Annotated in this window: 21 protein-coding genes; 8 read left to right on the forward strand and 13 right to left on the reverse strand. The window is 47.7% G+C overall.

The window, feature by feature from the left end; all coding sequences use genetic code 11:
* Positions 1 to 4: 4 nt before the first annotated feature.
* Positions 5 to 739, reverse strand: a complete 735-nt coding sequence (locus AC4PM4_RS22320) for a class I SAM-dependent methyltransferase (protein ID WP_491614607.1) — start codon at positions 737 to 739, stop codon at positions 5 to 7.
* 167 nt (positions 740 to 906) lie between these two features.
* Between AC4PM4_RS22320 and AC4PM4_RS22325 the strand changes: the two genes are divergently transcribed.
* Positions 907 to 2,262 (forward strand): MATE family efflux transporter, encoded by a 1,356-nt coding sequence (locus AC4PM4_RS22325; RefSeq protein ID WP_491614608.1) that lies wholly within the window; start codon positions 907 to 909, stop codon positions 2,260 to 2,262.
* 143 nt (positions 2,263 to 2,405) lie between these two features.
* Here AC4PM4_RS22325 and AC4PM4_RS22330 read toward each other — a convergent pair whose 3' ends face one another.
* Positions 2,406 to 2,762, reverse strand: coding sequence for a FlxA-like family protein (locus tag AC4PM4_RS22330; protein ID WP_090953963.1), 357 nt, complete (start codon positions 2,760 to 2,762; stop codon positions 2,406 to 2,408).
* A 489-nt stretch (positions 2,763 to 3,251) separates the two neighbouring features.
* Here AC4PM4_RS22330 and AC4PM4_RS22335 point away from each other — a divergent pair, with 489 nt between their 5' ends.
* The 6 genes from AC4PM4_RS22335 (at position 3,252) to AC4PM4_RS22360 (ending at position 9,971) form a co-directional block, all read left to right on the forward strand.
* Positions 3,252 to 4,109, forward strand: a complete 858-nt coding sequence (locus tag AC4PM4_RS22335; RefSeq protein ID WP_063567788.1) for a carbohydrate ABC transporter permease — start codon at positions 3,252 to 3,254, stop codon at positions 4,107 to 4,109.
* A complete protein-coding gene (locus AC4PM4_RS22340) occupies positions 4,106 to 4,990 on the forward strand; it encodes a carbohydrate ABC transporter permease (protein ID WP_063567787.1) in 885 nt (294 codons plus the stop codon). Before AC4PM4_RS22335 ends, AC4PM4_RS22340 begins: the two co-directional genes overlap by 4 nt.
* A 53-nt stretch (positions 4,991 to 5,043) precedes the next feature.
* Positions 5,044 to 6,426, forward strand: coding sequence for an ABC transporter substrate-binding protein (locus AC4PM4_RS22345; RefSeq protein ID WP_491614609.1), 1,383 nt, complete (start codon positions 5,044 to 5,046; stop codon positions 6,424 to 6,426).
* Between the two features lie 131 nt (positions 6,427 to 6,557).
* Positions 6,558 to 7,565: a LacI family DNA-binding transcriptional regulator gene (locus AC4PM4_RS22350; RefSeq protein WP_063567785.1), complete on the forward strand. Its 1,008-nt coding sequence runs from the start codon at positions 6,558 to 6,560 to the stop codon at positions 7,563 to 7,565.
* Positions 7,566 to 7,598: 33 nt separating this feature from the next.
* The gene (locus AC4PM4_RS22355) at positions 7,599 to 8,591 is read left to right on the forward strand and encodes an N-acetylglucosamine kinase (protein WP_491614610.1); all 993 of its coding nucleotides are present in this window, start codon (positions 7,599 to 7,601) and stop codon (positions 8,589 to 8,591) included.
* A gap of 54 nt (positions 8,592 to 8,645) precedes the next feature.
* Complete coding sequence (locus AC4PM4_RS22360; RefSeq protein ID WP_269053845.1) at positions 8,646 to 9,971, forward strand: 6-phospho-beta-glucosidase; 1,326 nt, start codon at positions 8,646 to 8,648, stop codon at positions 9,969 to 9,971.
* Between the two features lie 254 nt (positions 9,972 to 10,225).
* Here AC4PM4_RS22360 and AC4PM4_RS22365 read toward each other — a convergent pair whose 3' ends face one another.
* The 7 genes from AC4PM4_RS22365 to AC4PM4_RS22395 form a co-directional block, all read right to left on the reverse strand.
* Positions 10,226 to 11,455: a family 8 glycosyl hydrolase gene (locus AC4PM4_RS22365; RefSeq protein WP_090953969.1), complete on the reverse strand. Its 1,230-nt coding sequence runs from the start codon at positions 11,453 to 11,455 to the stop codon at positions 10,226 to 10,228.
* Between the two features lie 442 nt (positions 11,456 to 11,897).
* A complete protein-coding gene (locus AC4PM4_RS22370) occupies positions 11,898 to 13,118 on the reverse strand; it encodes a TraB/GumN family protein (RefSeq protein ID WP_491614611.1) in 1,221 nt (406 codons plus the stop codon).
* Positions 13,119 to 13,316: 198 nt separating this feature from the next.
* A complete protein-coding gene (locus AC4PM4_RS22375) occupies positions 13,317 to 14,612 on the reverse strand; it encodes an ABC transporter permease (RefSeq protein ID WP_063567904.1) in 1,296 nt (431 codons plus the stop codon).
* Positions 14,605 to 15,507: an ABC transporter ATP-binding protein gene (locus AC4PM4_RS22380; RefSeq protein ID WP_400348584.1), complete on the reverse strand. Its 903-nt coding sequence runs from the start codon at positions 15,505 to 15,507 to the stop codon at positions 14,605 to 14,607. The genes AC4PM4_RS22375 and AC4PM4_RS22380 overlap by 8 nt, the downstream gene beginning before the upstream one ends.
* 20 nt (positions 15,508 to 15,527) lie before the next feature.
* Complete coding sequence (locus tag AC4PM4_RS22385; RefSeq protein WP_079695768.1) at positions 15,528 to 16,424, reverse strand: ATP-binding cassette domain-containing protein; 897 nt, start codon at positions 16,422 to 16,424, stop codon at positions 15,528 to 15,530.
* Between the two features lie 15 nt (positions 16,425 to 16,439).
* Complete coding sequence (locus AC4PM4_RS22390; protein WP_179261870.1) at positions 16,440 to 16,829, reverse strand: GntR family transcriptional regulator; 390 nt, start codon at positions 16,827 to 16,829, stop codon at positions 16,440 to 16,442.
* Positions 16,830 to 16,921: 92 nt separating this feature from the next.
* Positions 16,922 to 17,635, reverse strand: coding sequence for a hypothetical protein (locus tag AC4PM4_RS22395; RefSeq protein WP_143021575.1), 714 nt, complete (start codon positions 17,633 to 17,635; stop codon positions 16,922 to 16,924).
* A gap of 134 nt (positions 17,636 to 17,769) precedes the next feature.
* On the opposite strand from AC4PM4_RS22395, the gene AC4PM4_RS22400 reads away from it, so the two are divergent.
* Positions 17,770 to 18,057: a hypothetical protein gene (locus AC4PM4_RS22400; protein ID WP_400348361.1), complete on the forward strand. Its 288-nt coding sequence runs from the start codon at positions 17,770 to 17,772 to the stop codon at positions 18,055 to 18,057.
* A 106-nt stretch (positions 18,058 to 18,163) separates the two neighbouring features.
* On the opposite strand, the gene AC4PM4_RS22405 is transcribed toward AC4PM4_RS22400, so the two are convergent.
* The 4 genes from AC4PM4_RS22405 to AC4PM4_RS22420 form a co-directional block, all read right to left on the reverse strand.
* Positions 18,164 to 18,535 carry a hypothetical protein gene (locus AC4PM4_RS22405; RefSeq protein ID WP_063567901.1) on the reverse strand — a complete coding sequence of 124 codons (372 nt, stop codon included), beginning with the start codon at positions 18,533 to 18,535 and terminating at the stop codon, positions 18,164 to 18,166.
* A 111-nt stretch (positions 18,536 to 18,646) separates the two neighbouring features.
* Positions 18,647 to 19,111, reverse strand: a complete 465-nt coding sequence (locus AC4PM4_RS22410; RefSeq protein ID WP_024632131.1) for a DUF420 domain-containing protein — start codon at positions 19,109 to 19,111, stop codon at positions 18,647 to 18,649.
* Positions 19,112 to 19,147: 36 nt separating this feature from the next.
* Complete coding sequence (gene ctaG, locus AC4PM4_RS22415) at positions 19,148 to 20,071, reverse strand: cytochrome c oxidase assembly factor CtaG (RefSeq protein WP_063567900.1); 924 nt, start codon at positions 20,069 to 20,071, stop codon at positions 19,148 to 19,150.
* Between the two features lie 106 nt (positions 20,072 to 20,177).
* A complete protein-coding gene (locus tag AC4PM4_RS22420; protein ID WP_063567899.1) occupies positions 20,178 to 20,498 on the reverse strand; it encodes a cytochrome C oxidase subunit IV family protein in 321 nt (106 codons plus the stop codon).
* Positions 20,499 to 20,501: the final 3 nt, after the last annotated feature.

Below are 20,501 nucleotides of genomic sequence, written 5' to 3' on the forward strand. Positions count from 1 at the left end.
CTGCTCAAGCCTTAGCCGCGGCAATCATCAGAAACATCGGTCGACGATTCTCGTCTCGCATACCGGGAACCTGCTCCATCATCTCAGGAGATGGCTTGGACTCGGCTACCTGTTGAATGACAAAACCAGCTTGAATCAATTCATTCAGATGAGTCGCCATCGTCCGATGATATTTCACCACGTCCTGATTCAGAAAGTTCGCTACCCGCTGCCCTTCCTCTTGATAATGATCCACAGGCCAATGCAGTATTTCACCTTGAGCTCCATAATGCCAGTCCTGCTCCGCCCGCGCCGTGAAGATGGGATGTTCCGCAGACAAGACAAACGTACCTCCTTGAACAAGACATGCATTGATTTTGGCGTATACCTGATCCAGACGCTCGATATAATGCAAAGCCAGTGAGCTGATCACTACATCAAATTGTCCGGGTGCAAAATCAATATCCTCAATCGCCATACGCTGGTACTCGATCTGAGGATCATCCGTCATCTCGCGTGCACGTTGCAACATATTTTCAGACAAATCCACGCCAACCACAGAACTAGCGTGTTGCTCACGTGCATATCGACAGTGCCAACCAAAGCCGCACCCCAGATCCAATACGTTCTTGCCCTTTAATTCAGGCAGCATCGTTTGCAGTTCATGCCACTCGCCAGCAGCCTCCAACCCTTGGGTAGATCGAGCCATCTGACTGTAATTGCCGAAAAACTCAGCTTCATCATATTTGTTTTGCTTCATAAAGAGACTCCCTCCCGTGTCATAAAAGATGCTCTATTAACTCTACCATATAAACGATCATCTTTTGGAAAAGTTGCCAACCAAATTCTCGGCATGTTATTATACAGAACGAACGTTCAGTATAATATAATATAGAACGAACATTCAGTATACTAACGGAGGTCATCATGAACACAAATTGGACGCATCCATTAGAAAGGCAATCTGTAGGTAAGGCATTTGTAAGCTACCTCGTGCCTTCCATATTAGGGATGCTCGTTATCGCTTTCAATTTTATTATCGACGGCATTATGGTTGGACACAAACTGGGTTCTACAGCGTTGGCGGGAATCGGGATTGCATCTCCTGTCTATACGCTTTTTGTAGCTATGTCGCTATGGATCGGAATGGGCGGGGCAACCTTGTATTCCACCTATATGGGTAAGAAGGACTTCACGACAGCGAAACAAATCTTCACCAAATCCATTACGATTATTTTGCTGATTACAATGGTTATCGGATATACGGCATATACTTTCAGAGATAAGCTTGTTTTGGCCCTTGGTGCCAATACTGAAACATTCCCGTTTGCTGCAGACTATATGAATATTATGCTCTTGTTCGGTTTTGTCTTCACCATTGAGAATGCACTCACGATTTTTGTTCGTAACGACGGCAATCCCAATACATCCATGTATGCTCAGATTACATTTGCGGTAGCTAATATTGTGCTTAACTATATAACGTTATACGTACTGGAATGGGGCGTTCGCGGCGTCGCGATTGGTACAATTGTATCGGCATCTCTGGCGCTTCTTGTGTTGCTGACTCACTTTTTCAGGAAAAATAATAATCTCAAATTCACTCGCTTCAAATGGAATACCAAACTGCTGGCTTCTATTGTACTCATTGGGTTTCCAAGCTTCCTTGCTGAACTAGGCATGTCCGTCTTCTCCATCTCTCACAACATCTCACTGGATCGGATTGCGGGCACGGATGGCGTGGCATCTTTTACAGTCTTGAACTATATTCATGGTGTTGTACTGCTCGCATTTCTCGGTCTAGCCTCCGCTGCCCAACCTTTGGTCAGTTATTATCACGGAGCCAAACAGATGGATCGGGAAAAACAGACCATTCGTTTAGCCTCCAGAACGGCTCTGGCATGTGGGGTCCTGCTATTACTCGTTGTACAACTGGGCGCACCTTATTTTGTGCAAATCTTCGGGAACTTCAGTGCCAGCGTGACGGATAACGCCGTGTACGGTTTGCGAATATTTACTTTTGCATACTTGTTCATGGGTATTAACTTTGTCATGAGCACGTACTTTCAATCTGTCGGAAATGCCAAAATGGCCATCTGGATTACAGCTGCACGCGAGATGATTATTATGGTTGCTTTGATTGCGATCCTCCCTTCATTCTTCGGTGTTACTGGCGTTTGGCTTGCCGTTCCGCTATCCGAGATGGTGGTTCTGGTGACTATCGGCATGTACTATAAAAAAAGAGCCATCTCAGAACGTATAAACGGTTTAACGATTGAATAAAACATGTGAACAACCAAAAGACCTGCTTGATCTATAGAGATCAGGCAGGTCTTTTAGTTGAGCCAATCAGCTCCAACTTATCGATTAGCTCGTTGGTTTAAATTATTTTATATTCGGTTTTAAATTAAGTTCTGTATTCCTTCTTATACCCGAATATCAAATCGGCCATTGCTGTCCGTCGTTGCATTTGCAATTTCTTGCGGTGATGCTGCTTGCATACCATTCGTTGGTGGTTTGGCCGGCGGCGCTTCTTTGGTTCCGGTTGTCCCGCTGCTCTGGGAGCTTTGCTGCGAGATTTGAGCTTCGATTTGCTTGATTTGCTGCTGCAGCTGCTTCGTTTTGGTCTCCTTGGTTTTATCATCGTCCTTGCTGGATTGCACTTTCTCCAATTCGGCCTCAAGCTTCGTCTTTTGTTTTTCCAACTCACTTGTGCTGTTCGAACTGGATGAAGACGTGGATATGTAGGATGTCGTGGAACTTGCTGCTGAAGAAATATTCATTGTTGATCTCCTCCTCTTTCTTGGTTCCACTATATCCCATCCAGACGATAGGAACGTTAAATTCAACTGAAAGGTTGCTGAATGATTGGCGCCGGCCATTTCTAGTTTTTCGAACAAAGTTACCCGATCATTTTGCGAAAATTTCTTCCAAGAAGTTTCGTGAATTTTCGAGGGCTTGATTCCCCCCAAAAAGCCTTTCTAAATCAGCCTTTATCAGGCGTTTTGAAAGAACTTCCGAAGCACCAATGAAGGTAGCGCTTACAAACATCCAAAAAAAGGGTTGATAATTGAGAAACCATCCACTATGATAATCTCATCAGTCCGGATAATAAAGTTAAAGCACTTTAACTTTCAATTACATAACATCACATGAAACCTTTTAATTTCGGGGAAACTCAACTACGAAAGTTAAAGCGTTATAACTTTATATCAAATAGAAAGGTTGGTGTTTATGTGACCCATCGCGAAAGCCGGCGGCAGACATTTTACATGTACCTCTTCATCTCTCCATGGCTTATCGGTTTCTTCGTGTTTGCCTTGTATCCGATTCTGTCATCCCTTTATTACAGCTTCACGGACTATGACATTATCCACCCGCCGAAATATGTCGGACTCGCGAATTACAAAGAAATGTTTCAAAATGACCTATTTTGGAAATCTGTTGTCGTAACGGTACGCTATACATTTATCAGTGTACCGATCCAGCTGCTGCTGGCACTGGGATTTGCTCTCCTGCTCAATGCGAAAATACCGTTTCGCGGATTTTTCCGCACGGCCATGTATTTTCCGAGCATGGTATCCGGCGTCGCCATGTCCTTGCTATGGTACTGGATTTTCAATCCATCGATCGGTCTGTTCAATTACGTGCTGTCCTGGTTCGGCATTAGCGGCCCAGCTTGGCTCATGAGCCCCGATTATGCGCTTTACGCTCTGATGATTATGTCCTTCTGGACGGTGGGCTCAGGCATGATTTTGTTCCTTGCGGGACTTCAGGGCGTTCCTTCAAGCCTCGTGGAAGCCGCCAAGCTTGACGGTGCGGGACGTTTCCGGATTTTCCTGAACGTAACGCTGCCCATGATTTCACCGGTACTTTTGTTCCAACTGATTATGGGCGTCATTGATTCCTTCCAAGTATTTACGCAGGCGTATGTAATGACCCAAGGGGGTCCAAACTACTCGACCTGGTTCTACGTTTACAACCTGTACACCAGCGCCTTCAAGGAATACAGAGCGGGCTACTCCTCGGCACTCGCTTGGGTACTGCTGATCGTCGTCATGGCGTTTACGGCGCTTATTATCAAACTCTCGAACCGTTATGTTCACTATGAAGGAGGCGGACGCAAATGAGTACGATTCCGACTGCCGGCCCAGGGGCTTCACCTTCTGTGAATAAACGCCGGCGCAAAATCGATGCGGTTAGCATTGCCAGCTTCATTGCCCTGGTGGTCACCACCTTTCTCATGCTCCTCCCTTTGTTTTTCATGGTCTCTACCTCACTGAAATCGAAGAAGGAACTGCTGACGTTTCCTCCGACCTTTCTGCCGGAGTCCTGGCAGTGGAGTAACTACAGAGAAATTTTCGACACGCTGAACTTCGGTCAAATGTATATGAACAGTCTCATTATCGGCATTTTGACTGTTGTCGGCACCCTGTTTTCGTCGGCGCTTGCAGGCTATGGCTTCGCCAGATATCGGGGCAAGGGTAGCAACTTGTGGTTCATGCTCATGCTCAGCACCATGATGCTTCCATATCCAGCGATTATGATCCCACAGTTCATTCTCTTTTCCAAGCTGAACTGGATCGATACCTTCCTGCCGCTGATTGTCCCTGCGTTTTTCGGTTCAGCATACAACATCTTTTTGCTGCGACAGTTCTTTACCACGCTGCCGGATGAGCTGTTTGACGCCGGACGTATCGATGGCTGCAGCGAGTTCCGGATGTGGCGACAGATTGCTTTGCCTCTGTCTGGTCCAGCACTTGCAACCGTTGCGATCTTTGCCTTCATCTACAGCTGGAATGACCTTTTGACACCTGTGCTCTATTTAAGCTCATCGGATAAGTTTACGCTTCCGGTCGGTATGTCTTCCTTCACATCTTCGCGTTTTCGAATTCCGCCGTGGCATCTGCTCATGGTCGCCTCCGTACTCGCCATGCTGCCGATCGTGACCCTGTTTGCGATAGCCCAGAAGCGGTTTGTGGAAGGAATTGTACTTACAGGCATCAAGTAAAGACTCCGCCGCAGGGGCGGCAAAAAACTTGAATATATGGGGGACTGTAATTCATGAAAACGATAAGGATCAAAAAGTCTTTTACACTTTTGCTTGCGACCAGCATGCTCGTCGTATTGGCTTTGTCCGGCTGTAGCGGCGGCAAATCAGCGGGAGATGTCGTACCTGGTAACGATGGCGATAGCGCTAACTCAGGTGGGCAAGTAACCATAACGCACTACACCATCGATTCCGAGGATCGCACTTTTATCGAAAAGCTCGTTCCGGATTTCGAAGCCCAACATCCGAATATTAAGGTGAAAATCGAGAAAGCTCCTTACGAGCAGTTCGACAGTAAACTTCAAACGCTGATTGCCGGGGGCAAATCGCCTGACGTCACAAGCCATTATGGATACGGCGGTTTTGCAGAGTATTATAACAAAGACATGCTGCTTGATATGAACGACATTATTAAGGAAGACGGATTTAAGGCGTCCGACTACAACATCCCGGATGATCTTATGAAAATCTACACCGTCAAAGACCAACTCTACGGTATTCCGGTCAACATGTACGTCTCTCTGATGCTCTACAACAAAGACATGTTCGATGCTGCTAACGTTGCTTATCCTCCAAGCGATTACGAGGACAAGAGCTGGACGTTTGACAAAATGGTCGAAGACGCGAAGAAAATGACGCATGTATCCAATGATATTGCTAAAACTCAATATGGCGTTGACTTCACATGGTCCGAGCGCGATATGCGCCCGCTCTATTTCGGAGCTGAACCCTACTCCCAGGATACCTGGACCAACGGCGGCGTACCATCCGAGACTTATTTTGATTCGCCTGAAGTCATCGCAGCTTATAACAAGCTGTTCAACCTGATCTTAAAAGATAAAGTGTCTCCGACAACGGAATGGAGCAAAAGCGTAGCGGGGCAAAACGGCGATGCGTTCGTAACCGGCAAGGTGGGTATGACCGTCAGCGGCTCATGGAGCCTTGCGGGCTCCAATGACTTTCCTTTCAAGGTTGGCGTGGCTGCAGTGCCTGCCGGCGGCAATGACAAGGTCCGCAGCGTGCTGTTCGTCGATCCGCTCTTGATTCTGAAGGGCTCCAAACATCCGAAGGAAGCTTTTGAATGGATCAAGTATCTGGTCAGCGACGAAATTCAGGAAAAATCCATCGACCTGAGCGGTGGTAACCCTCCAGTGAATACGAAGGCAGCCGAAACCTATTACAAGCATTTTGATGGCATCGATGCGGCAGATGTGAAGAAGGTTTACGAAGGCGCTGTGAAATACGGCTTTGAATCCTATAACCACCTGATCACCCACTATTCTCAGATCAACGACATGTTCATTAATGAGATGCAGCCGATCGATACCGGACACAACACCGTTGAAGAAGTGATGCCGACGATTCAGAAAAAGGTCATGGAAATTATCAAACGTTAACGCTAGACATTGTGCCGTCCTGCAAGGGGCGGTGCATCTATCAAATTAGCTTCGCGGCTAAGCCTCCGTACATGTATACTATTGTTAAGTCAATATAAAGTACGGAAAATCTGCCGCAAGGAGAATAAACAATGAAGGTTAGTATATTTGATGTTGCAAAGAAATCAGGGCTGTCCGTCGTAACGGTCTCACGCGTCTTAAACGGTGCCGAATCCGTGCGAGAGAAAAATAGGCAAAAGGTTCTGGAAGCCATCAAGGAGCTCGATTACCATCCCAACGCTGCTGCGCGGAGTTTAGCTCGCGGTAAGACAGGAATCGTCGGCTTGATCATGACCACTCTTCAGGATTCCTTCTTCGACACCGTCGTTAAAGAGCTGAACGAAGTGCTTGCACTTCACGGCTATTTTCTGGCCGTTTCGGTCTCTACCGGCATTGGCTCCGATGAAACCCATTACCTGATCCAGGAGGACCGGGTAGACGGACTTATTCTGCTCTCGCCGATGGAAGAGGATAACTACATCGTGGAACTGAAGCGGCGCAATATTCCTTATGTCCTAATCGACAATCAGAAGCCGGAGAATGATACTTTTTCGGTAACGATCGATAACTACAAAGGTGGCTATGCCGCTACGAAGCATCTGCTTGATCTCGGCCATACCTCCATCGCGCACTTAAGCGGACAAAACATGTTCCGCAGTACGAGAGAGCGTCGCAGCGGTTTCCTGCAGGCACTTAAGGAAAAAGATCTGGCTCCATTTGAAATGATCACGGGCGATTTCGAAATCGATTTTGGTTATGACATCTGCCGCAAATGGCTGCGTGAGGGACGCCTGCCTTCCGCGGTGTTCGCGGGCGATGATCATATCGCGCTTGGGGTCGTGAACGCCCTCATGGAAGAAGGCATCAAGGTGCCTGAACAGGTAGCTATCGTCGGCTATGACGATCAGTATATTTCATCCAAGCTGCACCCCCATCTGACAACGGTCCGGCAGCCTGCCGACCGCATTGGGGTCGCCGCTGCGGATATGCTGTTGAAACGCATGGACGGTACGATGAAACGCGGGGCTAATGTAAGGATCGATCCTGAACTCATCGTGAGAGAATCTACTGGATCACCAACAAAAGGTACAACCGGATAAAAAATATAACCTTATATATAGGAGTGACGACCATTGGCTTACTACTTGGGAATCGATGGGGGAGGAACAAAAACATACGCCCTGCTGACCGATGACTTCGGCAATGTGCTTGGCAAAGGCGTGGGCGGCAACGGCAATCACCAGATTGACCGCGCCTTGGCCGCACAAAGCATACGGGAAGCTGCAGAAGGAGCTCTAAACGAAGCAGGACTGCGGGTTCATGAAATCTCGCACGCCTATTTCGGACTTGCAGGCGCAGATCGGGAGGTAGATTACCGAATCCTGCACCCTCTGGTTCAAGGAATCGGATTCACCCAGAACTACTCGATTAACTGTGACACGATGATCGGTCTGCGCGCAGGTACGAACCGGCCTTACGGGGTCGCGCTGATCTGCGGCACAGGCACCAACTCCGCAGGCCGCAATCCGGCAGGAGAACATATACAGGTCGGCGGTTTTGATTATATGTACGGTGATTTCGGCGGTGGCGGTTCCCTCAATATTGAGGTGTTCCGCTCTGTCATCCGTTCTTGGGACGGCCGTGAGCAGCCAACGCTCCTAACTCCCCTGCTGCTGAACTTCCTTGGATATGACAGTGTCAACGACATGTTCGATGACTTTCAGGATCACGGCAAGCATGTGCCTGTCCATGTAGCAAAGCTGCTATTTGAAGCTGCCGCAGAGGACGATGCTGTAGCTCTGGAAATTCTGAACCGTCAAGGCGTAGAGCTTGGCAAATCAGCGGCTGCGGTTATCCACAAACTTGGAATGGAAAAGGACGCCTTTGACGTTATACTGGCAGGAAGTCTGCTAACAAGGGGAGATCGCGGCTGGTTACGTAGCAAAATTGAACAGACTGTTGCAACCATCGCTCCAAATGCGACCATCGTAACGTTGGCCACCGAGCCTGTTGTCGGTGCCTTATGGTCTGCTATGGATGCGGCCGGACATGCGGTAAGCCAGGATGTATATAACAAAATGCGGGCCTTCCGTGACTTCGAACATATTAAGCAAACAACAAGATAAACGTCTATAAACACTGTCATCACAAAAAATTCATAAAAGACTGGAGTGTGTAAAATGGCATATGAACAAGGACTGAAAATAGCGGTAATCGGTGGTGGATCTTCCTATACTCCGGAGCTCGTTGAGGGGTTCATCCTTCACCATGCCGAGCTTCCTGTACGAGAGCTGTGGCTAGTAGATATTGAGCCGGGACAGCGCAAACTGAATATTGTCGGCAACTTGGCCAAACGCATGGTGGAGAAATCGGGTCTGCCGATTGAAGTACATTTGACGTTCGACCGCCGCGAAGCCATCAAGGGTGCGGACTTCGTCAGCACTCAAATGCGTGTCGGTATGCTTGACGCCCGTGGCCGCGATGAATCCATTCCCCTGAAATACGGCGTGATCGGTCAGGAAACCACTGGTCCCGGAGGCATGATGAAGGCGCTGCGGACGATTCCGGTCCTGCTTGATATCTGCCGTGATATTGAAGAACTCGCTCCTAATGCCTGGCTGCTGAACTTTACGAATCCGGCGGGTATGGTCACGGAAGCCATTCTGAAGTATTCCAACGTTAAAAGCATTGGTCTCTGTAATGCACCAATCGGCCTAATCAAGCAAACCTCAGCCAAATACGGCGTAGAAGCGGACCGCATCTATGCCGAGTTTGTTGGCCTGAACCATCTCCACTGGATTACGCGTATTGATGTGAATGGAGAAGACAAACTGGATGACATGCTGTCCGATACGGCCGGTTACAGCGCGAAGAACGTGCCTGCACGGGAGTGGAATCCGGAATTCCTGCAATCCCTGCATGCCCTGCCTTCCTACTATTTGAAATATTTCTATATGACCGACGCCATGCTCGAAGAGCAGCTGGAATCCTTACAAAAAGGCGGCAACCGTGCGGAAGTGGTTAAACGCGTCGAAGAAGAACTTTTCGAACTTTACAATGACCCGGACCTGAAAGATAAACCGAAACAGCTGGAACAGCGGGGCGGCGCCTTCTATTCCGAAGCAGCCGTGAACCTGATGCGCTCACTCTACAACGGAACGAATGACATTCAGACGTTGAACGTAGCCAATCAAGGTATCATTGATTTCCTGCCAGACGATGCCAGCATTGAAGTCAACTGCGTGGTCACCAAAACCGGTCCACTGCCCCTGCCGTTGACCAAGGTTCCTCCAATGGCAGTTGGACTGATCCATGCGGTTAAAACCTATGAGCGCCTCGCCATCGATGCTGCCGTGACCGGCGATCGTGGATTGGCCATACAGGCATTGGCCCATCATCCTTTGGTCCCTTCGGTCGAAGTGGCGATTCAGATGCTGGATGAAATGCTCGAAGCCAACAAGGAATATTTGCCGCAGTTCTTTACTGAATCTGCAGCTAAAGCATAATTCGGCTATCATCCATTCTTCCTGATACCATAAGAAAAACGTCTAACGACGTAATTTCACATTAAGAGAAACCGCCATATCCCAGGATTTCCTGAGATATGGCGGTTTGTTGTTTCTAGGGATTTGCCATCTATAAGGCTTTCTTAAATCAATCATTAAATACATTCTCCTAGCTCTCTATCCATAAAAAAAGCAGGCCGGGAGCTGATCTCCCGGCCTGCTTGCATATGAGCAATCATCGGATTATAAGTTGCTTAGTATGTCCACCAGTTGCCGGACATCACGATCATGGAGAACAGCTTGATGCTATCTTCATAGTAGCCTTCATTGGAGCTGCCGGCCGTTTTGGTCCAGACGGAATTCAGCCAGTTTTGGTTCACGGACGAGGTCATAGCGCTGACACCAAACGGTGCATAGAACGCGCCGCTGCCGCCGGAACCTGTAACCGTGCCGTTGAGTTTATAACCATCCTTTACGTTGCTAGGATTACCGCTTACTTTGGTTGAGATCCAGCTATTCATTTGATTGAGCTGACTAAGTGCCCGGCTGTCACCAGTCATCAGGTAATCCGTTGCGATCCGCCAAGGCGTACGACACGAATTGTAATCGTAGCTGCCGTCGTTCGCCCCTTCCAGAAAATCGGCTGAAGCTGGCTTGTACGTCGAGCCCGACAGAACGACGAAGTCTGGAAGCAATCCGGTTGATGAGCTGTACCCGTTGTATAAGGAGTTGACAATGGTATAGGTTTTGTCGATCACGTTCGCCCATTTGGCATCACCCGTTGCTGCCTGGAACGCCTTCAAGTGATTCAGCATAAAGTCCGATGGACGGGTAGCATTTTTGAACGTATTATCCGTTGCCCAGTCGCCAAGACGCAGCGTCCATTGGGACTGATTCACGTCACTTTGCATGATGGCATTGATGATGTCCTTGCCGGCCTGAAGGTAGTTGATACTGCCGCTGCTACCCCACTGCTTGTCCGCAAGCAGGAGCGAATAAGCAATGTCCATGTCTCCATCCGTGGCCGAGTCGGCGCCTTCAATGTTCTGGAAGCTGCTGTTTTGTTTCCATGCCATCAATTTCGAATTGTTGGCGCTCGGATGCGCTTTATAATATTGATAAAGTCCGTCGAAATAGGTCTGCGCATTGCCGTCATAACCAGCCATTATAACCGTTGCCAGCATTCCGTACCCGTGTGCCTCAGATACGGTATCCCCGTTGGACTGATACTTCACATAATACTTGCCTGTGCCCGCCGTTTTCAGATAAGCCGATTTCCAGCTGTCCCATTTCGCTTTCACGGAGCTATCCATCGCACTTTGCGTAACATGGTTAGGCTTGATCGAGCCGCTGGTATATGTCGTGTGCTGCGGAAACGGCTTGTTTGGAGCGGCGAAAGCAAAGCTCGCCGGAATCAGAAGAAAAGCGAGACAACACATCATAACAGCCTTGCTGCTAACAGAAAATCCCCTATTTTTTCTCATAAATTTACGCTCCTTTTAGGTCCAAATGGGTTTTGATCCATGACATAACCTTTAAGCCTAAAATTCAATGCAGCATCTTGATGGAGAAACCATGATTCGATACTCGCGAGACACAATCACCTCCGCCTAAAAGTTAAAGCGCTTTAACTTTTAAAACGCTTACATTTATTTTAAATGCTTTTCTAATATTTGTAAATAGACATTTCTGAGATTGAATCTAATGTCCTGATTCGACATTTGACAGTAAAAAAAAACGGGAATCAATGCACGGGGGTTTCTTACCGTAATTAATATCAAGCCTTCATTCACTTCGCAGGCATACAAAAATCCCCTCAAGCTTCCAGTGCCAGTGCTTGAGAGGGATTTTATACAATCTCTTTTTTCACTATTGTCTATCATGTGGAGAGAATACCAAACTCCCATATAAGGAGCTATAATTCTATTATTTTCGTACCACTGTATATCCTTTATCTTTCAGCAACTTCACAATCCCATGATCACCCAAGTAGTGCGCTGCACCAACAACGATGAAATACTCTTCACCTTTGCCGTTTTTCAGGTAACCATCGATCTTATCAGCCATTCCAACATTACGGTCGATCAGCATTGCTTTGTTGTATTCTTCATCATCAGAGAAGCTGTTCGTCAGCTCCAACAGTTGTTCGTCATTCCCTGTCTTCCACATTTCGGCCATTTGATTCACGCTGTCATCCAACACATCAAAATTGTCCAAAGTCGCTTTCAATGTTTTCTCTTGCAGCTCCTTGGAGAAGTCATTGAACATTCCCAATTGAGATTCATAGGATTCCAACTCGATCACCGGAAGTTTGCGCTCAATTGCCTTCTGTATGAAGTAAAGGTCAACCCCCGAAGAAGCTTCATAGCCCGCTTTCATGGATTTCAGGCTGGCCAGTGTGCTCTCCACTACCCAAGGCTTAAAGGTATCCAGTGCATTCACTTCCAATCCATTCTTCTTCAAAATGTCTCCCACCTGAGCATACGTCTCGCTGGAGATGTGATCTTTCAGTGTTGTGCCATCCTGATACGAGCCCAGATCCAGAACAATCTTCTGCTGCGCTTCGTCAGCCGCTTTGCTGATATCGATCTCTACGCCTAGGTAATCCGCCTCGGCAAAGGCTTCTTCAAACTCCTTACGCAATGGATAAAAGCTTTCATCCGCAATATGCATAGAACCTACCAGATACACGGTGTTACCGTTGCTTTCGACTTCCCACATGAAGCCACGTCCACCAGTTTGAACAGTTTCTGTTTTGCCACCTTTGGAAACCAGCAGCACTGTGCGTGCAGCAGCATCCCAACGGACCTCATAACCTGCCGCATCCCCTACAATTCGAATCGGCGCATATGTTACGCCATTAATACGTGTAAGCTTGCTCTTCAACGTAATCGTCTTGCCGTTAACGACGGCTGTAATTGTATCATCTGTTGCTGTCGTCAGCTTCACGTCCATTGCGTCCAGCGTGGAGCGCAGCGGCACAAGTGTTGTTCCTTTATCGTTGATCGGTGCACCCGCCGTGTATTCAACCGTTTCGTCATTCACCTTTACCGATGTCTCTTGCGGAGAGGCCATAGCCGGTACTGCCGATGCGAGCAAACCTACGGAGATCGTCAGGGACAAGAGCATGCGTTTCCAGTTTTTCATATTATGTATTCTCCTTTAAGCAATATAGTAATTTGAATAAAAGATATTTGGATTATTATGAATTAAGCAGAGAAGATGCTCCTCTTTAAAGCATAGCACCTTCTCTGCTTTAATTACTCAAGCCAATTCCGTTCCGGATCATGAAGGTTCTATTGAACCACTAATTTAAAATTGAATACCCGTGTTCGTAAACTTGGATCAGATCTTATAAGCCTTCATCGCTTTGAACAATTCCTTGAACGTTGGGCGTTTACCATACATCAGCACACCTGTACGATAGATTTTCGCTGCGAGCCAGCCGAAGATCATAATCGATACCACGAGAATGGCCAGGGACGTCCAGATCTGCCAGGTTGGCGCAACGCCTGCCCCAATCCGTACCAGAATTGCCGTTGGCGATGTGAACGGAATGAAGCTTGCTACTTTCAACAACAGGATGTTCGGTGTAGCAATACTGAAAATTGCAATATAGAAGGAAACCAGGGACAACATCGTAATCGGCAATACGGCCTGACCCAGTTCTTCTGTCCGACTCACCATCGAACCAATGGCCGCGAACATCACCGCATACAGGAAGTAACCCAGAATGTAGAAAATAAGTCCGTATACAATGACTGCGACGTTCACATCACCCAGGTTCATGTTGAAATCACTCAATACATCGCGGTTATGCGGTAACAGCATATTACCAGCAACTACTGCACCGAAGATACCGATTTGCAATAGACCTACCATGAAAATACCGATAATTTTACCAAACATCTGACTGAGCGGAGATACACTCGTAATCAAAATCTCCATAATACGCGAGCTCTTCTCGGCTGTAATCTCGGAAGCAATCATATTACCTGTCATCATCGTTGATGTGAACAACAGGATAATCAGCAGATATACCACAATGTAATTGATGCCACTCATGGTACCTTCCGACTCCGCTGCAGCTCCGCTTTGGCCAGAATCCAGGTTTTGCTCTGTCAGTTTTACCGGCGTACTGATGAGCTGTTTTTGTTCCGCCGTGAGTGTATCTTTCACCACGACATCCAGCTTCACAATTTGCAGCGCAGCTTCAATGGGTGCTATAACCTGCGGGGAGATATCTTCACTTGAGTACAAAACAGGTTGTGGGAAGTCTTGCCCCGCAACAGGTTCAAACTTCAGGTACCCATCCAAAAGCTCCGACTCCACATCGGCTTTGAGTGCCGCTTCATCTTTACTCGCGTCGTTAACAAAACGATACGTTTGGTTGCCTTGTGCGGAAGAGTATGTCTCCAGCTTCTCGGCTACCTCCGTTTGTCCTTTACTCAGCAGACCGATATTTACCGGATTCGTGCTCGAGCCTCCACCGATGGGACCGCCATTAAATAAGGTAATGAAATATGGAATATTGAGTCCAATCGTAATTAAAAGTGCAAGTACAATAGTCGTCACCATGAAAGACTTCGTTTTTACTTTGTTTTTGAACGTAAATCCGATAATTGTCCCCATTTTATTCATTCGACTCACCTACCTCACGAATAAAGATTTGGTTAAGCGTTGGTTCCTTGATTTCAAAATGTTCAACGGTCGTCTGAGCCATGGCTGCTCTCAGAATTTCCTGAGCTGCTTCCATCTGACCAATATGGATCAGGTATCCACGCTCATTTTGCTCTACCTTTTTCACACCCGGCAGCTGTTCCAGACCGCCCACATTACCCGTGGTGCTCAAGAATACATGCTCACGTGGATAACGGCTCTTGATCTCCTTAATCTCTCCCTGCACAACGGTGTTGGAGCGATGCAGGATTGTTATCTGACGACATAATTCTTCGACGTGCTCCATACGGTGTGTCGAGAACAGAATGGCCGTGCCTTCGTCACGCAACTCCTTCACCGTGGATTTCAGCAATTCCACGTTCACCGGATCAAGTCCGCTGAAGGCTTCATCCAGAATGAGAATTTGCGGCCTGTGGACCACTGCGGCAATAAAGCCCATCTTCTGCTGATTCCCTTTGGATAGTTCCTCAATCTTTTTGTCGTAATACTCCGGCACTTCGAATCGGTCCAACCAATACTTCAGGCTCTGATCCGCATCCTTTCCATTCATGCCGCGCAGACGGGCCAGATAGTTGATCTGTTCACTGACCTTTACCTTCGGGTACAAACCGCGCTCTTCCGGAAGATATCCCATAATCTGCTGCAATTCTTTGCTATAGGGTTTGCCGTTGTACTGGATACTTCCCCCGTCCGGGTGGATCAGCCCGAGCACCATACGCATCGTTGTTGTTTTACCAGCGCCGTTGGCTCCAAGCAGACCGTAAATCTCCCCTTCTTTTACATTAAGCGTCACACCATTAACTGCTGTTTTGTCTGCATATTGCTTGACTACCTGCTTCAATTCCAATCGGTTCATCATTTATCGTCTCCCTTCGGTTATTTCCACTGTACGGGTGCATACCCGGCAATCCAGAATGCCAAGACTTCATCCAATTCCAAGTTACGGATTTTCAATACCCGGTTATTTGCCAGCTCCAACCTTTCCTGCGCTTCACTGACCCGGGTTGTAATGACGCGAACCAGTCCTCTCTCTTCAGAAGAAGATTCCACAACCCCAGGGATGCTCTCTGGTCGTAAGTCTCCTTCATACCAGACTTCTTTCCACTGATCGAGCACCATATCTTTCTCGGCCATCCCCAGGGACTGACCACGGTGCATCAATACGATGTAATCGGCAAGCCTTTTGACTTCGTCCGCAATATGTGTGGCAATCAGAATCGTGGTGTCTCCCTCAGCCATGAAGGTACGGAACTGCTCGATCATCACTTTCCAGGCAAAGGGGTCCAATCCTGATGAAGGCTCATCCAAAAGCAATAGTCTTGGGCGAGCTGCGATTGCAGCAGCGATCTCGAATTTCCTCCGTTCACCCTTCGACATCTTGTTCAGCTTCACATCAACAGGTACTTCCATATCGTGAATCAGTTGGTTGAACAACTTCATATCCCAACGCGGGTACCAGTAGGCTCGAAAATCAGCTGCTTCCTGTGCAGTAATCCGGTTCTCTTCGAGCCCAGCGTTGTCAGCCACAAAACCGATCTGTTGTCTCAGTTCAATGGGAAGAGGCCCCTCATGTTCCTTCCCAAACCATATAATCTGCCCGGCATCTGGCAGTACCACTTGTTGTAGCATGTTAAGAAGTGTGCTTTTACCTGAACCGTTATGACCGAGAATAGCAACTACATACCCTTCCGGGATGGTCAGATCGATTGGGCCAATAACTCTGCGTTTTCGCATTTTGGATACGCCGTTCAACTGAACTGCTATGGGCTCCATGTATGAATCACTCCCTCACTTCGAGTAAACTGCCTTGAGGACTTCCCGGAACAGACTCTCCAGTTCTTCTTCCGTACATCCCACCGATTTTCCGGACTGCACCGCTGCCTGCATCGCTTCCTGCGCGGCCTTCAATCTATAATTTTCTCTGTCGCCAGCTTCTACCTGGGCCACAAATGTACCCGTCCCCTGCTTCGTACGAAGCAGCCCTTCATTCTCCAGATCCTGATAGACCCGTCTAACCGTTATAACACTGCAATTCAGTGATCCGGCGAATTCGCGAATGGACGGCAAATGTGTTCCCTCCCCCAACTGACCCGTAACAATTAACGATCTTAACTGATTTTCAATTTGGTGGTATAAAGGTTCAGCGCTATTTTCATTAATTTGAATGGGTATTTTCACATCTTGCACCTCGCCCTCCGGTACACTCCAGTCTGTTACCTGTCCGTGCCGGTTTCATCCTGTATTCATTTTTGCGTTCATCCCTCATACCGTTAACTCAAATCCCGATTGGAAAGTTTCTTCAGCGTCAACCGACTGAAAAGCCATAATCCTGCTATGCCAGCCACCAAAGCAACCCACATAATCGGGGAAAGCAGCCCCCATGATTTACTCATATCAATTACAATCGAAAATCCGTAACTGCCCGACGTTCGGATCAGCAAGGATAGGATGATCGTAAGCGGCAAAAAGAGTGAACTGAGAAGCAAATATTTTTTGCCACTGTGCAGAAACTCTCCGTAAATATATAAGCCTGTCATGAGAAGTCCGTAACCTGTACAAGTTATGCCAAAGGCCAGGTACTGATCCCACCGGAACCCTTCCTCGTGCAACCCAACCACATACAGTGATCCATAGAAAAAGATACCATTATACGTAAACGCCATCAGAGCCTGCTGAAGTCTCGACCACATCACTGTCTCGTGTGGAATGGGAAGTCTGCGATAGTAGGCCAACATTTGTGTATAGGAATCCTCCTGTATGTAACGGAAGGAACGCCTGCTGAACACGAATCCCTGAAATGGCACCATGATCAAAAAGAAAGTATCAACAACAGGATTAATGAAATCTGTCTTCTGTTGTCCTAATAACATCACACCGCTCATGCTGCCCGTGTATATCATAAAAATTGCGGTCCACAGCCATTGGAGCTTATCCTTGTTCATCTCGCTGCGGGTCAGCCACCAAGCCTGCTTCCATTCGTTCATATCATTGCCTGCCTTTCCATCTCGACTGTGCTCACTGTATATATCAATATACACAGTATACAGACCACTCCCTATTCCCGTCAACTCCTTATTTTCCTGAATCAGGAAGAAAGGATGGGATTCACGTCAGAATCGTGGTCATCTGGCTCATTTTGCGGGATGAACCCAAGCGTCATGCTGCCAAAAAAGGCAGACATCGAGTTCGCCGTAACAACGGCTACACCGACTCTTCTCCGGCATACCCGGTCATTACCACCAATGATGACTCCTACACTCATCATTCCAAACATTCACACGATCACAAGCATCATGACAGTGATTCTTTTTCGGGATCTAATCACCATCACAGTAGCGATAGTGGAACCAGCAACGACAGTGGTGGAGATAGTGGCGGTGGGGACAGTGGCGGTGGTGGAGATTAGGATAACTCCTCAAACCAAAAAAGAGCTGTATCCGATATTGTGCGAACACAATTCGGAACAGCTCTTTACTGTTTCCGGGCACCTGAATACTGAAGAGGTTTAATCCTTAAACGAGGTTGTAGCCACTTGGCAGGCTGCGATTACTGCGAATCGCACGAATTTCGTCCAAAGTAAGCCGTTGATTGGTGGAAATCAAAGATTCCACATCATTGCCACGAATCAGATCATCCAAATCTCTCAAGTTGGTGTTCCCACGAAAGACGCGGAATCCGCCTTGAAAGTTAGGTCTCGTAAACACAACCAACGTTGCATTCGAACTTGTCGAGAAGAAACGCAGGCTTTCTACCCCACCCAGGATGTTGTCCAGATTACGGAGACCCGTGTTACCACGGTATACCCTGCTTCTTCCACGATAATCCTCTTCTGAATACACCGTGAGACGTGGATACGTTTGACTTACATGGACTGTTTTTTTCATTTGTTTTCCCCCTCTCGAACTCATTCTATGAATGAATGCGAGAGGAAGCTTGGACCAATCCACGGGTGGATACATCCATTTTCATATTTTCAAAGAATTCAATTCATTGCATTAAACACCCAAAATGACTTCCCATACCGGACGAGTGTGTCCACCAGGATACAGCAGGTACAACAAAACGTATACAATAACGCCTGTGATAGCACTGCTAAACCAGATCATGGATGTAAATCTCCCCCAACGGCGATGTGTCTTGAATTTCTTTTTGAACCCAAGCACCAAAGTGGAAATCCCGAAGACCGCTGCCACCGTGGCAAGGATAATATGAAAGATCAGAAATATTCGATAGAAGATCTCCATTTCCGGGTCCCCACCCCAAGCCGTATTCCCGACAAAGATGGTACGAGACATATAAATGACAAAGAACAGAAGGGCAGCAATGGCCCCTGCAATCATCGCGGTTTGGTGCGCCTCCCGTTTGCCACGGATAATTAGCACCCAGCCAATTCCAACCAGCACTGCGCTAATCACAATGAAAGAAGTACTGATCGTGGGTAGCAGAAAATACATATCCATCGTGTGTTTCCCCCTCTTGTCCAAACAAAACTTGTGTTATTTCGCTGCAGGATTGAGCGGTCCTCCCGTATTCTCTACAGGGTACGGATCATCATCATCTTCCCGTTTTTCCTTGCGGTACCATTGGAAAAAGACATACGCCAGCATGGAGACGAAGATGCCTTCCTGTATGAATTTCATCAAAATACCGCCCACCTGCTGATCCTCCTTGGCAGAGGACAGAAAGTTGAAGAACGCCGGTCCACCGAACGATCGCAGCAATGCCGTAGAATCCCCGGAGACACAATACCGCATCGCCTCAGCCCATACGGCAGGATTGCTGTAGGTCGCATACAAGGGTTCGGAAGCAAAAATAATCAGTCCACAAGCTGGTGTCAGAAGCACCATGTTCAGAAAAATAAAACCAATCTTAGACAGCCCCGACGCTTGTCTCCCTTCCGGCAACGGATTGAGCAGCGTCCACCACATCAGCATGGAAGTAATGAAAAGTACAATGTAATACAAACGGTGAACCGTAAAATTTAACATCACGTAATCATGTACCACGGGTAGATGATATAACGAGAACAACCCGTTAAACAGCACAGCCGCCACGATCGGATGAGCCAAAAAAGATAACTGCCGTGTCGGCAGCCACCGGATGATTCCGCGCCATACCCAGAGGGGCAATCCCTTCATCAATAGCGGTGGCGCTACCAGATAGGACAGGGCCATACTCACCATATGGAAGCTGAACATCACATGACCCAGCAGATTGAATGGCCCCGCTTGTGCAAGATACAACACGGTAAGCCCAGTAATAAACATCATTTTCTGTGCGACCGTAGCCTGATCTGCCCCCTTGATCCGCTCACTGAACGGACCAACGAGCACTAGATAAGCTGCAGCAATGAGCAGAAACAATGCCATAATAAGTGGACTCCATAAATCGTTGAAACTAAAATATTGCAACCCGAGCATACGGGAAACCTCCCCGTGACCTGATTTGGTTGTTGCCTGAATCCATTGACGGATTGATCCGCCTAAAAGGGGAAAAGACGGCGACACTGCGCCGCCGCCATCTCTTTTACCACCAAACCCAATAGAGTGCCATAATGATGCACGTAAAAGCTACGAAAAATCCGAAGCTCATGAACAGGATCGGCATTAAATGCCCTTTATCCTTCAAGTGCATCCAGTAACCGAGCTGTACAAACACCTGAAGGATCGCCATAACCACCAATATAATAATGGTAAAGGTCGTATTGACTCCTCCCGCGGCAGCAGCCGCGAACGCAATTAGCGTCAGGACAATCGAGAAAATAAAAACAACGACGTGTTTCTGTGGCCCTTCCGCCCGGTGACGATGCTTCACAGGCTGCTGATCACTCTTATCCTGTACCGACATGTG

The organism is Paenibacillus sp. MDV22-iso6, assembly GCF_058408365.1.

What these genes read in the sequence shown, in the direction of transcription:
- AC4PM4_RS22335 (WP_063567788.1), top strand. Translation starts at nt 3,252, where the DNA reads ATGTACCTCTTCATCTCTCCATGGCTTATCGGTTTCTTCGTGTTTGCC.
- AC4PM4_RS22350 (WP_063567785.1), top strand. Translation starts at nt 6,558, where the DNA reads ATGAAGGTTAGTATATTTGATGTTGCAAAGAAATCAGGGCTGTCCGTC.
- AC4PM4_RS22360 (WP_269053845.1), top strand. Translation starts at nt 8,646, where the DNA reads ATGGCATATGAACAAGGACTGAAAATAGCGGTAATCGGTGGTGGATCT.
- AC4PM4_RS22345 (WP_491614609.1), top strand. Translation starts at nt 5,044, where the DNA reads ATGAAAACGATAAGGATCAAAAAGTCTTTTACACTTTTGCTTGCGACC.
- AC4PM4_RS22405 (WP_063567901.1), bottom strand. Translation starts at nt 18,535, where the DNA reads ATGAAAAAAACAGTCCATGTAAGTCAAACGTATCCACGTCTCACGGTG.
- AC4PM4_RS22410 (WP_024632131.1), bottom strand. Translation starts at nt 19,111, where the DNA reads ATGGATATGTATTTTCTGCTACCCACGATCAGTACTTCTTTCATTGTG.
- AC4PM4_RS22340 (WP_063567787.1), top strand. Translation starts at nt 4,106, where the DNA reads ATGAGTACGATTCCGACTGCCGGCCCAGGGGCTTCACCTTCTGTGAAT.
- AC4PM4_RS22365 (WP_090953969.1), bottom strand. Translation starts at nt 11,455, where the DNA reads ATGAGAAAAAATAGGGGATTTTCTGTTAGCAGCAAGGCTGTTATGATG.
- AC4PM4_RS22395 (WP_143021575.1), bottom strand. Translation starts at nt 17,635, where the DNA reads ATGAACGAATGGAAGCAGGCTTGGTGGCTGACCCGCAGCGAGATGAAC.
- AC4PM4_RS22320 (WP_491614607.1), bottom strand. Translation starts at nt 739, where the DNA reads ATGAAGCAAAACAAATATGATGAAGCTGAGTTTTTCGGCAATTACAGT.
- AC4PM4_RS22375 (WP_063567904.1), bottom strand. Translation starts at nt 14,612, where the DNA reads ATGAATAAAATGGGGACAATTATCGGATTTACGTTCAAAAACAAAGTA.
- AC4PM4_RS22380 (WP_400348584.1), bottom strand. Translation starts at nt 15,507, where the DNA reads ATGAACCGATTGGAATTGAAGCAGGTAGTCAAGCAATATGCAGACAAA.
- AC4PM4_RS22330 (WP_090953963.1), bottom strand. Translation starts at nt 2,762, where the DNA reads ATGAATATTTCTTCAGCAGCAAGTTCCACGACATCCTACATATCCACG.
- AC4PM4_RS22385 (WP_079695768.1), bottom strand. Translation starts at nt 16,424, where the DNA reads ATGGAGCCCATAGCAGTTCAGTTGAACGGCGTATCCAAAATGCGAAAA.
- AC4PM4_RS22420 (WP_063567899.1), bottom strand. Translation starts at nt 20,498, where the DNA reads ATGTCGGTACAGGATAAGAGTGATCAGCAGCCTGTGAAGCATCGTCAC.
- AC4PM4_RS22325 (WP_491614608.1), top strand. Translation starts at nt 907, where the DNA reads ATGAACACAAATTGGACGCATCCATTAGAAAGGCAATCTGTAGGTAAG.
- AC4PM4_RS22370 (WP_491614611.1), bottom strand. Translation starts at nt 13,118, where the DNA reads ATGAAAAACTGGAAACGCATGCTCTTGTCCCTGACGATCTCCGTAGGT.
- ctaG (WP_063567900.1), bottom strand. Translation starts at nt 20,071, where the DNA reads ATGCTCGGGTTGCAATATTTTAGTTTCAACGATTTATGGAGTCCACTT.